Origin of the sequence: Chitinophaga sp. YR627 (assembly GCF_900114995.1) — a bacterium.
GTDB lineage: Bacteria > Bacteroidota > Bacteroidia > Chitinophagales > Chitinophagaceae > Chitinophaga.
This window is the reverse complement of the sequence record NZ_FOUX01000004.1, coordinates 281062-297792: the sequence shown is the minus strand read 5'-3', so window position 1 is coordinate 297792 and position 16731 is coordinate 281062. Positions and strand designations below refer to the sequence as shown.

Here is a 16731-nt window from a genome sequence, read left to right as displayed (position 1 = left end):
ATGCACCTACCAGCGTATAAACACCGGCAGGTGCTTCCTATATAAGAGCAAACATTAAACCATCCTGTTTTATACCAGGTGATACCGCCGCCTTGGCAGTTTCCCGATAATCTGTTTCATGGCAGGCTGAAGTTCAGGGTACCTGAATACAAAACCTGCCTGTAATGCCCGTGCAGGCAGTACCCAACGGCTTTTTAGCAGCAATTCTGCCTCCGTTCCTATGATCCTGGCCCCAATTTTCAGCATCCAGGGAAAGGCAGGCAAACCGAAAAAATGACCGGCCGCTTTCCTTAATGCGCGCATAAACTCCCGGTTGGTGACAGGATGTGGGGCACTACAGTTGAATGTCCCGTCCAGCTCCGGATGCGTATACAGCCATTCTATCATGCCGCAGACATCATCGATATGCACCCAGCTGAATTTCTGATGACCAGTACCCTGGTAGCCGCCAAGACCAAATTTCATGAGATTCATAAAAGGTACCAACACGCCTCCCTGGTGACCGATCGTGATGGCTATACGCAGTATAGCCTTCCGGGTATGAGGTGTTTTTGTTTCGTTGAATGACGCTTCCCAGCGTTTACATACCTGCACCGAAAAATCATCCGCTATCTCACCGGTAAATTCATCCATCGGCCTGTCTTCTGCGTGCCGGTAGATCGTCGCAGATCCTGCATTGATCCACAGGGCAGGAGGGTGCTGTAAAGTGCGGATAGCCGCTCCCAGTACTTCCGTTGCATCGGTCCTGCTATCAAATATTTCCTTTTTGTTCTCTTCTGTATAACGGCAGTTGACACTTTTTCCTGCCAGATTGATCAACAGGTCCGTATTGTCGAGATACTTCACCCAGTCTCCCGGGGTTTTACCGTCCCATTGTACATAGCTTACGCGCTGATGGTCCTTTTGAGGTTGACGGGTCAATATCACAATGTCGTTATCATTGCCAAAGTATTCGATCAGGCCAGTCCCAATAAAGCCTGTTCCTGCTGCAATGACGATTTTTTTATTTTTCATGGTAATCAGGTTGATCTTGTTTTCGAACTTTCAATAAAAACTGAAACATGTCAGTAAAAAAATATTACTTAAAAAGTTTCATCAGCGTACCGTAAAACCAGCTTTCTTCTGCCTTTACAAAGGAATTGATTGCCTTGTCAGTCTGGTGCGCAAACTTGTTTAGATTCTGTATAGAATCTCTGAAAGCTTTTACATGTTTATCTTTTGCATCACCTTCCACTTCCTGTAACTGGTTCAATGTCTTGATGATAGGTTCCAGCTCCCGGCGTTTTCTTTCACGGGCGATCTCTGTCGCTACCTTCCAGATATCTTTCTCAGCGGTGAAATACTCTTTACGTTCACCAGGGATCAATACACGATCTACGATGCCCCAGTTGATCAGTTCCCGTACATTCATATTGGTGTTACCTCTTGAAATGTTCAGTTCTGCCATGATCTCATCAGCACTCAGCGGATCAGGCATGATCATGAGCAAGGCATGGATCTGTGCCATGGTGCGGTTAATGCCCCATTGAGCGCCCAGTGATCCCCAGCTTTGTATAAACTGTGCTTTTGCGTCAGCCAATTTCATGTAAAATCCTCCGTTTTCTTACTTCAAATGTAATATTATGTTATTGAACTTTCAAAAGAAAGTGAAAAGAAGACTATGTTAAGTATGGGTCAGTTTTCGGGAAAGTCCATCTGGTAAAGGCTTCTCTCCGTTTAATGATAGTCGTCATATCAGGAACAGATGTATAAGAAACGATGTTGGTCAAATAAGTGGATAACAACAGGTGTCAAGCGAAAAGACGCTGATATTAAGAGCAGACATAAACTGGATGCTTAAAACAGTTATAGTATAGCTGGCCATTCAAATAGGTGGATAACATTGAGGGTCAGTTGATAAATTACCTTATCTGCAGGAGAGAGGTACTGAGGGAATCAATCAGATGATGCATAACATAGCTTGATAAAGAGCTGGTATGAAACAGGCGTCTGTCTGAATGCAGATAAATGCAGACAATGACAATGATGCTGATGTAAATGGATAAAACGAATACCGGATAATGATAACAGTGATAAGGAGCCGGTATGAAAGCGTATAACAAGAGGCGCCAGTATACGGCACACAAAGCTGCCGGCCGGCACAGTACCCGGATAATATACCTGCGGAGAAGTAACAGGCATAAAATCACCGACTATCCCCAACCAGGTGGATAACAGGAAGCATTACACTAAAACAGCGGCTGATTTGAGGGAAATGAAAAGGAAAATCTCAGTTCGGTGTGGATAATAGGATCGGGTGTACTGAAAATAAAACTGTGGTGGAATTAGTGGACGAACGATCAGGTTTTCCCATAATACGACGGATAGCTAGCTTTTGGAATATAGGGCGACCCTGTTACCATCCGGGTCAAATATGATGGCAAAATATCCCATATCCTGTATGTCGGATACCGGGCGCTTATCCAGCTCTATTTTACCACCTGCTGCTTCTACACGGTCAAGGACATAGCTCAGGTCATCGCCCGCATGCAGATAAACAAGTGTGCCGCGCTGACTGGGAAAGTATTCAGAACCTTGTACAATGGCTCCTCCTACGCCGTTCTGTTGTCTGTCAAACTGAAAAAAAGCCTTTCTTTTAAAGCCAAGTTGTTCCTCAGGCATTTCATAGTCGAATATGTAGCTGTAGAACTTCCTGGCCCTGTCAAAATCGTGTACAGGGATTTCGAACCAGCTTACCGCATTCTTAGGAATCTCCATTGATATTTTAGTTGTGGGGGCTTCCTTAAATTTAAACATTTCTATATCAACTCCCAAATTCTGGTACTGAATAACAGCATGTTAAGTTGATCAGTACGGTATAAAAACGAACAGGCGCCCCGTATTACGGGACGCCTGTTTTATAGTTAGTTCTTGATATAAACTATACCAGCATTGTAACCGGATTTTCCAGGTAGCTCTTCAGCGTAGCCAGGAAACGTGCGCCTACTGCTCCGTCCACGCTACGGTGGTCACAGCTCAGGGTCAGTTTCATGATGTTTACAGCTTTGAACTGTCCTTTCTCGGAAACAACGGTTTCTTTGATACCACCTACTGCCAGGATTGCAGAATCCGGCGGATTGATGATAGCAGTGAACTCATCGATACCCATCATACCCAGATTGGAGATAGTAAAGGTATTACCAGAGAAATCCTGTGGTTGCAGTTTTTTGTTTTTCGCTTTGTCGTACAGCTCTTTCGCATCAGCCGCAATCTGGCTCAGCGATTTCTGATCAGCAAAACGAATTACGGGAACGATCAGACCATCTTCGATAGCCACAGCAGAACCGATGTGTACGTGGTGGTTCTGGCGGATGAAATCACCCATCCAGCTGCTGTTTACATCAGGATGCTGACGCAGTGCCAGGGCAGAAGCCTTGATCACCATATCGTTGAAGGAGATCTTAACAGGAGATACTTCGTTGATAGCTTTACGTGCTTCAATCGCCTTATCCATGTTAATATCTACTTTCAGGTAGAAGTGAGGAGCGGAGAATTTGCTTTCGCTCAGACGCTTAGCGATTACTTTACGCATCTGGCTCAGCTGGATGTCTGTATGACCTTCCTGACCTGCTGGTGCAAATGCCGCAGCTTTCGCAGCAGGAGCAGCACCTGGTTTCGCAGCAGCAGCCGGAGCAGCGGATGGAACAAAGCTATCTACGTCTTTCTTCACGATCCTGCCACCGTCGCCGGAACCAGTTACTTTATTGATATCGATACCTTTCTCTTCAGCCAGTTTCTTAGCCAGCGGAGATGCTTTCACACGACCGTCTTTGTTTTCAGAAACTTCAGGCGTAGCTGCAGGAGCTGCAGATGCAGCCGGAGTAGCTGCCGGTGCTGCCTGAGCGGCTGGTTTAGCGCCACCTGCGCCTTCAGCGGCCAGGATAACGTCTACATTGGTACCTTTTTTACCTACTATTGCAATGATGCCGTTTACTTTGGCAGCATCACCTTCTTTTACGCCTACATAAAGGAGTTCACCATCAGCATAACCGATTACTTCCATGGTCGCTTTATCAGTTTCCACTTCCGCTAATACGTCATCGCTTTTTACGGTGTCACCCACTTTCTTATTCCAGGCTACGATCTTACCTTCTGTCATGGTATCGCTTAACAGCGGCATACGGATAACAGTAGCGTTTTTCAGTGCTTCAGCAACAGCTGCGCTGTCTGCGGTGCTTGCGGCAGGCGCCGGAGCGGAAGCTTCCTGAGCTGCTGGCTTAGCCTCAGGTGCGGCCTGGCCATTATTATTTCCTCCACCCAGTAAAGACTTGTAGTCTTCACCTGGTTTCCCTACAATAGCAATAATCTCATTTACTTTAGCAGCCTTACCTTTCTCGACACCAATATATAATAGAGTACCTTCCACATAACCCATTACTTCCATGGTGGCTTTATCTGTTTCCACCTCAGCAATTACGTCGTCTGCTTTTACGGTATCACCTACCTTTTTATGCCATTCCGCGATCACCCCTTCAGTCATAGTGTCACTCAAAAGGGGCATTCTGATAACTTCTGCCATAGTATTTATCCAAATTTTGCCCAAACCTACAAAAGAAATGCGAATTGTGAAAGTTAGATTACGGAAGATATTTCCGTAACCGCCTTTAAAAATCCAGTTCCATATTCAACTTCTCTTTCAGTTCCTTCACCAACGGATATTTTTCCGTCATTTTCAGGAACTGCTCACGGCTGGAAAGTGGCGCGGGGCCAATATCCTGCGTTTGCTGTGTCTCATCCAGCTGTAAGGTCAGCACAATTCCGGGGTTCTGAAATTTATCTTTGAAGAAAGCTGAAATTGCCAGCTTTTCTTCTTCCATGAACCGGAATTGCACAATATTTCTGCTCACAATGCAGATTTCTTCCGCACTTTGCAACTTAATTGCCGCCAGCTGAAGATTACTTACGACTGTCATTTTGTTAGCCTGCCGGAAGCGGTCGATGAATTCATCCCAGTATACAGATAAGGCGCCCGCCGTCATTGGAATGATGGCTTTAACCGTCTGCGTCTGCTGTTTTGAAGCCAGTGCCTCCTTCATTGCTGCCAGCCCCGTCAGTTTAGGTGTATTGGATGGCGCCTGTGCTGGTTTCGGAGCGGTAGCCGTAGCTGTTGTATTATAAGAAGATGCGTTTTGTGTATTGACCGGCGCCTGTGATACCGGTTGTTGTTGCTGTACCGGTTGGGACGGTTGTGTAACCGGTTGTGCCGGAGCGCCTGTATTGCTGACCGGGGTTTCTATCGTCAGCCGGGCTTCATTAGCCGCAATAGAACTGGTTGTAGCTGCCTGTCCTGCTGCCGGTTTGGCCTCCGGAGCCGCCTGTGCAAAGGATGATCTTAGTTTCTGTGGTGGTGCACCATCAGCTACCAGTTTTTTTTTTACGACCTCTCCGGTCTGATCATCACTTACCAGGGTTACCGCCTGTTGTAAGAAACAGAGCTTGATCAGCGCCATCTCCACATGCAGTCGTTTATTACGCGCCATGCGGTAATTGATCTCAGTTTCGTTCAGCAGATGCAGGGCGGTGATCAGGTATGACGGACTCACCTTGCCCGCCATCTGTTTGTACCGGTCTTTCAGATTACCGGATACTTCCACCAGGTGTAATACCTTTTCCTCCTTGCTCATCAGCAGGTTACGGAGAAATTCCGCCCAGCCATTCAGGAAGTTATCCCCTTCAAAACCCTTTTGCAGGATCTCGTCAAATATCAGCAGGGAAGTGGCTACGTCCTGTTGCAGTACGGAGTCCATTACCCGGAAAAAATAATCGTAATCGAGAATGTTCAGGTGCTCCAGGGTATTCTGGTATGTAAGATGCCCGCCGGTAAAGCTGACGATCTTATCCAGTGTACTCAGGGAATCACGCATACATCCGTCTGTTTTCTGCGCTACCAGGTGCAGGGCATCCTGTTCTGCCTCGATATGCTCTTTTGAACAGATCTCCTGCAGGTGATCAACAGTATCCTGGATGGTGATGCGTTTGAAATCAAAGATCTGACAACGGCTCAGGATCGTTGGAAGGATCTTGTGCTTTTCTGTGGTCGCCAGAATGAATATCGCATAGGAAGGTGGTTCCTCCAGCGTTTTCAGAAACGCATTGAATGCGGAAGAACTGAGCATGTGCACCTCATCTATGATATAGATCTTGTACTTTCCGGCCTGCGGCGCAAAACGCACCTGCTCCACCAGGGTCCTGATGTCGTCTACGGAGTTGTTGGACGCAGCATCCAGCTCGTGAATATTAAAAGAACTTCCTTCATTGAAAGAAGTACAGGAGTGACATTTGTTACAGGCTTCGCCATCAGGCTGGAGGTTCTCACAGTTGATTGTTTTGGCCAGAATACGGGCACAGGTAGTTTTACCCACACCTCTCGGACCACAGAACAGGAAGGCATGAGCCAGCTGACTGTTGCGGATCGCATTTTTTAGTGTGGTCGTAATATGTGCTTGTCCGACTACGGTTGAAAAATTCTGTGGACGGTATTTACGGGCTGAAACGATAAAATTCTCCATATATGCAAACGCATTCGCGAAGGCCGAAAGTACAGAAAATTGTCGACAGTCCCTAGACAGTGCCGTACAGTTCCCGGCACTTCCCACAGACGTAATTATTTACATATTAGGAAAAGACAGTGTTAGTGTGGAATGGATAATTCGCTATGGTCCAGACAGCGATACAGGAAATCCTTCTTTATCAGCGTGATACTGTTATTATAATGGTCAGACACCACTGCGCTGATCTCATGCATGATCTCCAGCTCCTCCGGTAATGGCATATTCTCCTGCAGATAAGGATACTGGTAGTGTATAAAATGCGTTACCCGCTGCTGCAATTCCGGCTCCCACAGATCGCTGATATGATGCTGGTACAACAGATCATGCAACAACTGCTGTAGCTGATCTGCCTGTTGACGTAAGGTCCGCAGGGCTGCCTCTGTTTGCGGGGAAGCCGTTTCATTGCCGGCAAATGCCGGAATATGTTCGACGATCATCCCGGTTACTTCATTCAGCAGGGCTGCCCTGGATTGGTGTGCCAGGATAGACCGGTACTGATCCTGCAGACTGGTAGCTGCTTCCATCGCCTGTTGCAGCGCAAACGTATAATGGTAACGGATGGCCAGCAGGTCATGTTTGTGCAGCCACTCTTCGTCCCGTACAATCTGGTGTTGCAGCTTTTCCAGAATCCTGCCCGCTTCCTGACTGCGATGCTGCACATGCTGATAAGTGAAATGTGTTACCTGAATAGCCCCGCTGATAATAGCGTGTAAGGTAGCGGCATCCTGTACATCTCTGAAATAATGGCGGATACGCTGCCGGTTGTCTTTTGTATACAGGGTGTTTAATGTGTATAAAGTCTGCTCCTCTTCTGAAAAAGGTTCCAGTCTGCCGCCAGGAATATCCGAGAAAGGCCGGTTATCAAAATAATTATTGTACTGTACAGGAAACGCGTATTGTTCATGCACATCTTCAATCTCCCGGATGACGTCATCAGGAGATACCCATTGTTCCGGTGTCGCTTCGGGCGCCAGCAGCTGATAGATCTGCTGCGACATCTGTTCCTGTAACACATCTGCATTATGGAAAAGTGTCCATGCGCTTTGCGGGATCTTTACCCCGGGAATATTGGCAGCCAGATAACGTTCTTCTCTTTCTTCCTGTGTGGGATGCGATGCCCACTGATCGCGAAACTGTACCTGGCTCTTCACCGTGGTGCTGAACTGGTCATCGTCATATAGTGGTAACTGCTGGTGATCGAGTGGTGCACTGTGTTGTTTTGCATGGTATTTTATCAGCATACTATGCGCTTCGTAAATATTACGTACAAAACGATGCTGATGCGACCAGGCGCTTACTTTTTGCAGTAATTGCTGAAAACAGGCATTACTCATTTCCGCCCGCCGCATGGCTGAGATAGCTGTTTCCGTTCCGCAGATAGAAACAGCCACTTCATCTGCATTAAACTCCATTTCACGGCTCAACCGCATATACTGCCGGTTGATCAGTTCATGCATATTCCGGAAAAGAAAGTGTAAACCAGCAGCCATCAGTAGAAACAGCCTTGATAAAATAGCCGCTATCAAACCTTTGTTGGATAACCAGATGATCGCATTACGCCATCCCTTATTCTCGTAAAGGATATTATAGATGATCTTATTGATCGTATAGACATGTAATACAAGCCGCATACTCCGCTGGGAGAAATGCCCGAATTCATGGGCCAGTACCATCTTGAACTCGGAAATATTCAGACTGTTCACCATCCCCAGTCCGATGACCAGATTTTTGTCCGTATCAGCAAACAGGCCTATTCCTTTCGGTGAATGGAACACCACTGCATTCACATCCGGTACCAGATAGACTTTTTCCGGTAACGGCGTTTTAGTCTGTTTAACCAGCTTGTGGATAAAATCAAATAAAACAGGCTGCTCCTTTTCCGTCACAACAGTACGGTAAGGAATGCTGGTTTTATGCCGGTGGAAAAGGAAAAGCAGGATGAACACGCTCTGCATAATACCCAGCAGTATGATCACCGCGCCGAGTAGCGACATCAATGTGCCCGATAAGCCCTGATAGGAAGCATACAATATAATGGAGCTTCCGCTCCAGGTGCACGCTGCCATCAGCAGCATGGAGCATAGTAATAAAATAATATAGGTGATGTAAAACAACAGGATCCCTCCGGTCATTCTTAGCACCTCTTGTCTGAAGTACATACCTGGCGCCATATTACTCATATTCACAGCAGTTCTTGGAGTCTCTGCATTGGTTGTTGGACATAGTGTTAACAGGTTGTGGAATAGTGCTGTCAACGCATGATAAATATAATTCTATTTTCTATGCCGGAACATAACACGAAAGGGAAATAATTTTCAGGTCTCACCGCTTTTAGTTAAATTCGGTACATCGTAGCGTCTGATAATAGAACGGGTTTAGAACCGCCTGGAACTCTCTCAAATTGTATGTTTAACGCCAACGTTTTTTCAACCTTTAAATACATACGATGTATCGGTCGGTTGCTTTTGGACATACCCCGTTTACACTCCCCGTATTCGTGATTGTGGATGTAATACCAGTGAATCACTTCTCTATTTCGGCAGTTATTACTGTTTCTGATCCTTCCTTTTTTATACCTGCATTATCAGTACTTGTACTGCTTGTTGCACTTTACTACGTCTGGTATCTCCGTAAACAGATAATACACATAAATCGTACCGGGAAAGCGCTGGCGGACGCGCGTGTTAACATGATTAACAATATCAGTCAGGAGGTGCGTACACCGCTGAATGCCATTATTGGTTTCAGCGAACAACTGCATTATACCACCCTCGATAGTGCACAACGTGAAATGCTTTTTTCAATAGAAAATGCCGCCGGTACACTCAGCCGTATGCAACAGCATTTCCAGGAACTGGCCTGGTCACAACGGGGCGAATTACAACTGGATACCTATCCGTTTTCACTATATAAGATCTTCAGCAGTATTACCGAAAACGCGCATGTACAGGCAAAAGCCAGACAGCTGACATTCGAAACAGTATATGACGGCGATAAACAGCTGCAGGTAGCCGGTGATGGCGAACGGCTGGGGCGTCTGATAGCCATCCTGCTGGATAATGCGATCCGTTATACAGATGCCGGGAACGTACGTTGTCAGCTAAAAATAGACCAGGAGTTTGCAGGAGAAGTAAAAGTGCAGCTCCGTGTCAGTGATACCGGCCGTGGTATTTCGCCCGACAAACAAACTATGATCTTTGAACAATATCTGCATAATACCGTATCACAGGCTGGTTCCGTGCATGGTACAGGTATCGGACTCGCACTGGCGAAAGCGCTCATTGAACTGCATCATGGCGAAATACAGGTGGACAGTACGCCGGGAAAAGGGAGCAGTTTTACCTGCAATATCAGCTATCGCGTACTACCTGTACCACAAACGGTGATCATCACCCAGAAAGAAGTGGAACAACTCACCGGTCAGTTCATGAAAGGGCGTTATCTGCTGGTTGCAGATGACCAGGAAATGAACCTGGCACTGATGGACAAGATCCTTACACGCTGGCAGTGTCGCTTTGATAAAGCGGCGGATGGTGCTGTTGCCTATGAGTTATTTGTCAATAATAATTATGATATGGTCCTGCTGGATCTGCAGATGCCCCGTATGACCGGGCTGGAAGTGGTGAAAAGGATCAGGGAGGATAAAGAACCGCTGAAAGCACACATTCCCGTGCTGGCCCTGACTGCAGATACAACGATGCCTGGCAATCAGCAATTTATAGATGCGGGTTTTGACGATTACCTGCTAAAGCCCTTCCGTGAAAGAGAAATTTATAATGTGATCATCCGGCATCTCCGTTCGGAGAATTCCCTGGTTAAAACTGCACATTAAGCAAACGCTTATCTATGGCCCCTTTGAGGGGTATTTCTCCGTATTATAACGCTATTACGCCGTTATTAAGCCGCTATTTGTCCGCTTGTAAGCGAAGAAATAGCGGCTTAATAGCGGCGTAGTAAGGGTTTAATCGAAGAATTAAGCCCTGATAAGCTATTTAGCCCCCAGAATAGGGTGGCGTTCGAAAGGCTGCTCCCTGTCAAACAGGTATCGGTATGTGGTCAGTTTGCGGCTGACATAGGTACCCAGGCTTTCCGCGATATTGAGCATTTTCGGGTTGAAATCGCCGATCCACTGCAATTCATACTCTCTGTAAGACAGCTTCCGCTGGATGACTTTGGCGGCTTCAATGATCATAAAAGAGTCTACTCCTTTTCCCTGGAACTCCGGCACGATACCAAATACGATACCGGTGAACTTCTTGTTCATTTTCATCTGTTTCAGGAAGACGAACTTCAGTTTCTGCCAGAGGCCGAATTTTCCGTTCATATGTTTAAAGAACTGATTCAGTTCAGGAAGGTTCATCCAGCAGGCGATCGGCTCATCTTTATAGTAGGCGAACCAGACGATTTTCTCATCCATTACGGACTCCATCTGTTTAAAGATGTTCAGTGCCTGTTGTTTGGAAATGTCCTTTCCGCCATCATGGCTTGCCCATGCCTTATTATAAACGATGGTGAAATCTTCCGCATACTTGTCCAGGTGCTTTTTATTAATATACTCCGCACGGTAATTGGGATCTGCCGTGATAGCCGCATGTCTGACATAGAATTTCTCCTGCAACTGGGCGTCAACATCCATTGCATAGCATATCTGGTGGAAAAACGGCTGAAAACCATAGTTTTCCATCAACTCCTTATAATAAGGGGCATTGAAGGTCATGCAGTATAAAGGTTCATGGAAGCCTTCCACCAGTAATCCCCACCAACGGTCACGTTCTCCGAAGTTAATAGGACCATCCATGGCGCCCATACCTTTTTCCTTTAACCAGTCACGGGCGGTATCAAACAGGAGGTTGGCTGCCTGCTGGTCGTTGATGCAATCAAAGAAGCCAACCCCACCGGTGGGCTGCTTGTCTCCCTTGGACTTATATTTTTTATTTACAAAGGCAGCAATACGGCCGATCAGTTTTCCGTTATCATCTTTTAGAATCCAACGGACACATTCACCCTGCCTGTAAGCCTTATTCTTTTCAGGATCGAATACCTGATTGATATCCTTATCCAGAGGACGTATCCATTCAGGTATGTGTTTATTCACCTGAACGTGCGCGTCGATGAATTGCCTTGCTGTTTTTTCACTATTTACGATCACCAGTTCCATAGGAAGCTAATTTGAGGTGCAAAAATAGTGTTTAAAACCGATAGTCGATAAGGGAAGGCCAATGGCCTTTATATCGCGGGTGTTCGTCGATACATGCCCGTCTATAGAGGTACTTTTAACATTTATTTTTCAAATGGACGATTACTTTTATAACGTGTCTGTAGTAACTCAGTGTCCCGGCCTTTCATAATTCCATTTCACCCATATGCTAAAAAAGAGAAAGTGGCTACTGGCTGCCATTGTTATTCCTGTAATTGCCATCTGTTATTTTCTATTTGCCGGTAAAGCTGCGGACAGCAGTATTACAGCCAAGGTCCGGAAAGGTAGTTTTCGCGATGTAGTCAGCAGTTCCGGTGAACTGCAGGCGGAAAATACCGTGTATATCTCTGCTCCGGCCGACCTGCAGGCAAATCAGATCTATGATGAGATCAAGATACAGGAGATGGTACCGGAAGGTTCACATGTAAAAGAAGGCGATTACATCGCTACACTCGATCCAACGTTGGTGAATAAACGTATCAGTGATATGCAACTATCACTGGAGAAATCAAATTCAACCGTCACGCAGACTGCGTTGGATACGGCGCTGACTTTAAGGGAAGCCCGCGACCAGATGACCAATCTGCAGTTCCAGATGGAACAAAAGAAACTCGCCCTGGAACTCAGTAAATATGAGCCTCCCGCTACTATTAAACAGGCCGAGATCGATCTGCAGAAAGCACAACGTGATCTTGTACAGATGAAAGACAATTACAAGATCAAGCAGCAACAGGCGGCAACAAAGATGGAACAGGCGAAAAGAGAAGCAGATGAATTCGGAAGGATCATCGGCCGGCTGGAAGAGCTGAGGGGCCGCTTTGTGATTAAGGCTCCTAAAAATGGGTTACTAGTATATATAAGCGACTGGGCAAGCGGTGGTAAAAAGAAAACAGGTTCTGTTGTACGTTCCTGGGATCCCCGCGTAGCCATGCTGCCGGACCTTTCATCCATGTTATCCAAAGTCTATATCAACGAAGTTGATATCAGCAAAATTCATCAGTCACAGAAAGTGACGATGGGACTCGACGCCTTCCCTGAAGTAAAAATGGAAGGCGTCGTTAAGACAGTAGCGAATATCGGAGAAACCCGCCCGGGCGCCACTGCCAAGGTGTTCGAAGTGAACATCAAGTTGAATAGAGTAGATTCTATTCTGAAACCCGGAATGACTACTTCCAACAACATCCTCATCAGTGAAGTACCTAAAAAGCTGATCATTCCGCTGGAAGCTGTATTCGCAGAAGGAAAGACCAGCTTCGTATACCTGAGAAAATCAGGTGACATTTCCAAACAACAGGTAACACTGGGTAAATCAAATGACGAAGAAGTAATTGTTGAAAAAGGACTGGCGGAAGGAGATGTGGTATATCTCTCTGAACCCGCGTCAGCAAAGGAAACCAAAATCACGACATTAAAATAATGTAATGCTGGACCGAAATTTCAACAACCTCTATATCGCCCTGGACTCCCTCGGCGCTAACAGACTACGTTCATTCCTCACTGCATTAGGTATCATTTTCGGGGTAGCGGCTGTTATCGCCATGCTGGCCATCGGCCGGGGTGCACAGGCTGAAATCCTTGATCAGATGAAGCTCGTGGGTGTGAATAACATTGTGATCAAACCAAAAGCAGAAGATAAAAAAGACGGCGATCAGCAGCAGAAAGAGTCCGATGATAAAAGCGGCAACAGCAACGGAAAAGCAGCTGCAACAAAAGCACGTTTCTCAAAAGGACTCAGTATCGCCGATGCAGAAAGCATCCGGCGTATTATTCCCACTGTTGCGGTGATCAGTCCTGAAATGATCCAGGAACAGGATGTGATCTATGCCAGTAAAAGCAGTAAACTAAAGATCGTAGGTGTGGAGCCTGCTTTCTTTGAGATCAATAATATCACCATCGGCGCAGGTACTGTTTTTAATCAGCGGCAGCGTATTGCCGGAGAGGGGGTATGTATTATCGGTAGTGATGTAAAACGTAAGTTTTTTATTTCCGAAGATCCGATAGGTAAAACGATAAAATGCGGTGATCAATGGTTAAAGATCATTGGTGTAACCGAAGAAAAAACGATCTCCAAATCAACCAAGGATAACCTTGGTATCAGAGATTACAACTTAGATATCTATATCCCTATACAGACTTCACTGATTCGTTACAAGAATCCTTCACTTTATCTGGGTGCTGGTGAAAATGCTTTTTTCAGCAACAATAACCAGCAGCCAGGTAATCAGATCTTTCATCAGCTGGATCAGCTGGTGATACAGGTACATGAGTCAGAATCACTGTCGGAATCCGCGACCATCATCAGCCGTATGCTGCGCCGCAGACACAATGACGTACTCGATTTTGAGATCACTATTCCGGAGCAGTTGCTGAAACAGCAACAGAAAACAAAGGATGTATTCAATATCGTACTGAGTGCTATTGCCGGTATTTCCCTGCTGGTAGGCGGTATCGGTATTATGAATATTATGCTGGCTTCCGTGCTGGAACGTACCCGCGAGATCGGTATCCGTATGGCATTGGGTGCACAGAAGAAAGATATCGTGATGCAGTTCCTGTTTGAGGCAGTACTGATCAGTCTTACGGGAGGAATCATCGGTGTGATACTGGGTGTTTCAGGCGCTTATTTAGTGGATAAGTTAGCCGATATACACACAATTGTATCCGGTATATCCATTTTCATCTCCTTCGTGCTGGCATCAGCCGTTGGTCTCATCTTCGGTATTTCCCCTGCCCGCAAGGCGGCTCATAAGAACCCAATTGAATGTTTGCGACATGATTAAGAAACCTATTCTGTTTACGATCTGTGGATTGTTAACCTTCGCTGTTACCCATGCTCAGCAAACATTGTCTTTGCAGGGAGTGGTTGTACAGGCACAGCAACAATCGCCTTCTTACTATAAAGCGCGCAGCAGTGCGCTGAACAGTCTCTATGCCTTCAGATACTATGTGGCAGGCCGCCGTCCGCAGTTAAAACTGCAGGCCACCAATAACAGTAGTTTTCTGGGGAACATTGAGAGCATCCGTCAGCCGGATGGTACCTATGCTTTCAGCAAGAGTTCCTATTCATATACGTTTACCAGTCTGGCAGCAGACCAGATCGTCCCTTTTACCGGCGGACAGTTCTCCGTTGCCACCAACCTGTCCAGGAACGACGTCTTTGATCCGTCTTCAAGTGTAGGCTATCTTTCTACACCGTTTTCCATCAGTTATTTTCAGCCCACGCTCTTATACAATCCCTATCGCTGGGACAGCCGTATACAGCCATTGCTGTATGAGGAATCAAAGAAACAGTACATCGAGACACTGGAAAAAACAGGCCTGCAGGCAGCCGGTTATTTCTTCGATGCATTGGTGGCTCAGCAGCAGGAGTTAATATTGCAACAGAACGTTGCCAATACCGATACTTTATACAAGATTTCAAAGGGTAGATATGAGCTGGGTAAGATCGCAGAGAATGAGTTGCTGCAGATAGAACTGAACCTGATCAATGCCCGCAATAACCTGGAACAGGCTTCACTGAGCAAGGAGATAGCCTATCGTGAGTTGACCCAGTTCCTGACCTTACCCAAGGGTACGAGTGTGCAGGTTTCATTGCCGGATACCATTCCTGCCCTGATGATCCCCCTGGACGTCGCGCAGCGCGAAGCACAGGATAACCGCCAGGCAGTACTGACCTTTCGCCGTCAGCGGCTGGAAGCGGAGCAACAGGTAGCAGAAGCCAGAGGTAACAGTGGTTATCAGTTAAACGTTTCGGCCAACTTCGGACAGGCACGTCAGGGTTCTACGCTAAAAAACGCTTATGGAGGCGGAAATCTGCAACAAACCCAGTTATTGAGTGTCGGGGTGTCCATCCCGATTATGGACTGGGGAAGAGCCCGTAATCGCATCAGACAGGCAAAAGCGAACCAGGAGCTGGCAGAGATAGATATACAGCAACAGGAACGGAATTTCGAACAGGAGATCTATTTACAGACACAGCAATTCAACATCCAGCGTAAGCTGCTGGAAAGTGCGGCTAAAGCGGATACCATTGCGAAACAGCGGTATGAGATCACGAAACAGCGTTACTATATTGGCAAAATATCCATTACAGACCTCAATCTGGCCCAGCAGGAAAAGGATATGGCCAATCAGAACTACATCAACGCACTGCGCTCCTTCTGGACCTCTTACTATACCGTACGCCTGTTAACGCTGTACGATTTTGAGAGATCCCAGAAGATCAGATACGAGTTTAAAGAAAGATGAGGCCGGAGTTGGCATTATTTTTTCTACTTCGCCTGATATGAAGCGACAAGTGGGATACATTTTTGTAATCATCTGCCTGATATTTTTTCTGGTGATGAGTTACTCCCGGCAGCAAAAGCGGGTAAAACAGGTGTTGTCAGAGAATGAACGCCTGATCAACGAAAACCGTGATCTGAGACGTTCTCTGGAAGTAAACAGCCAGACGGCCCGGCAGATAGCCGACAGAAGGGAAATAAACGCCCGTACGGAAGGTACTTTCGTAGAACGGCGTACTTATTACCGCCGCAACTGGAACCAGTTTATTTCGGTCAATACAAGCGATTACCGCACCGGCTTCCTGGGAGGTATCAAGGACCTGAAGATCATCGTGCGCAATCAGACGGAATATCCGCTGGATAATGTCGTGGTAGCGGTACAGTATATGAAGGGAAACGGTGATGTGTTTAAGACAGAACAGTACACCGTAAACGACGTACCGGCAAAGGGCACAAAATCAGTGGATGCCTCTTCCAGCCGGAAAGGGCAGAAGGTCTCCCTGAAGCTGCAGAGTATTACCAGTCAGCCGATGAATTTCTGCTGGTCTGCCAGTAAACCGGCAGCACCGGGCGCTGTGGACCCTTACATGTGTGTACCACAGTAATGACGATTTAAACTACGTTTTTCAAATATTTATCTTGGGTTCTCGTTTGTGAGGCA

General features: G+C 46.4%; 12 protein-coding genes. 5 read left to right on the top strand and 7 right to left on the bottom strand.

Annotated elements, in window-relative coordinates:
- Positions 1-69: 69 nt before the first annotated feature.
- The 6 genes from BMZ72_RS21785 to BMZ72_RS21760 all read right to left on the bottom strand — a co-directional run bounded on the left by BMZ72_RS21785 (position 70) and on the right by BMZ72_RS21760 (position 8845).
- On the bottom strand, positions 70-1014 hold the full coding sequence (locus BMZ72_RS21785; protein ID WP_089811825.1) for a TIGR01777 family oxidoreductase: 945 nt from the start codon (positions 1012-1014) through the stop codon (positions 70-72).
- A 64-nt stretch (positions 1015-1078) separates the two neighbouring features.
- Positions 1079-1585, bottom strand: a complete 507-nt coding sequence (locus tag BMZ72_RS21780; protein ID WP_089811824.1) for a GbsR/MarR family transcriptional regulator — start codon at positions 1583-1585, stop codon at positions 1079-1081.
- 782 nt (positions 1586-2367) lie between these two features.
- Complete coding sequence (locus BMZ72_RS21775; RefSeq protein ID WP_089811823.1) at positions 2368-2757, bottom strand: VOC family protein; 390 nt, start codon at positions 2755-2757, stop codon at positions 2368-2370.
- Between the two features lie 163 nt (positions 2758-2920).
- Positions 2921-4558 (bottom strand): pyruvate dehydrogenase complex dihydrolipoamide acetyltransferase, encoded by a 1638-nt coding sequence (locus BMZ72_RS21770; protein WP_089811822.1) that lies wholly within the window; start codon positions 4556-4558, stop codon positions 2921-2923.
- A gap of 85 nt (positions 4559-4643) precedes the next feature.
- Positions 4644-6548, bottom strand: coding sequence for a DNA polymerase III subunit gamma/tau (locus BMZ72_RS21765; protein WP_089811821.1), 1905 nt, complete (start codon positions 6546-6548; stop codon positions 4644-4646).
- Between the two features lie 122 nt (positions 6549-6670).
- Positions 6671-8845, bottom strand: coding sequence for a M48 family metallopeptidase (locus BMZ72_RS21760; RefSeq protein WP_143087743.1), 2175 nt, complete (start codon positions 8843-8845; stop codon positions 6671-6673).
- A gap of 191 nt (positions 8846-9036) precedes the next feature.
- Here BMZ72_RS21760 and BMZ72_RS21755 point away from each other — a divergent pair, with 191 nt between their 5' ends.
- Positions 9037-10422, top strand: coding sequence for a hybrid sensor histidine kinase/response regulator (locus BMZ72_RS21755; protein WP_089811819.1), 1386 nt, complete (start codon positions 9037-9039; stop codon positions 10420-10422).
- A 156-nt stretch (positions 10423-10578) separates the two neighbouring features.
- On the opposite strand, the gene BMZ72_RS21750 is transcribed toward BMZ72_RS21755, so the two are convergent.
- Positions 10579-11748 (bottom strand): hypothetical protein, encoded by a 1170-nt coding sequence (locus BMZ72_RS21750; RefSeq protein ID WP_089811818.1) that lies wholly within the window; start codon positions 11746-11748, stop codon positions 10579-10581.
- 205 nt (positions 11749-11953) lie between these two features.
- Between BMZ72_RS21750 and BMZ72_RS21745 the strand changes: the two genes are divergently transcribed.
- Genes BMZ72_RS21745 through BMZ72_RS21730 form a run of 4 tightly spaced genes read left to right on the top strand, consistent with a single transcriptional unit; the run spans position 11954 to position 16675 of the window.
- Positions 11954-13204: an efflux RND transporter periplasmic adaptor subunit gene (locus BMZ72_RS21745; RefSeq protein ID WP_089811817.1), complete on the top strand. Its 1251-nt coding sequence runs from the start codon at positions 11954-11956 to the stop codon at positions 13202-13204.
- A 4-nt stretch (positions 13205-13208) separates the two neighbouring features.
- The gene (locus tag BMZ72_RS21740) at positions 13209-14567 is read left to right on the top strand and encodes an ABC transporter permease (protein WP_089811816.1); all 1359 of its coding nucleotides are present in this window, start codon (positions 13209-13211) and stop codon (positions 14565-14567) included.
- Positions 14560-16035 (top strand): TolC family protein, encoded by a 1476-nt coding sequence (locus BMZ72_RS21735; RefSeq protein ID WP_089811815.1) that lies wholly within the window; start codon positions 14560-14562, stop codon positions 16033-16035. The genes BMZ72_RS21740 and BMZ72_RS21735 overlap by 8 nt, the downstream gene beginning before the upstream one ends.
- A 37-nt stretch (positions 16036-16072) precedes the next feature.
- On the top strand, positions 16073-16675 hold the full coding sequence (locus BMZ72_RS21730) for a hypothetical protein (RefSeq protein ID WP_089811814.1): 603 nt from the start codon (positions 16073-16075) through the stop codon (positions 16673-16675).
- The last annotated feature ends 56 nt before the right edge of the window (positions 16676-16731 follow it).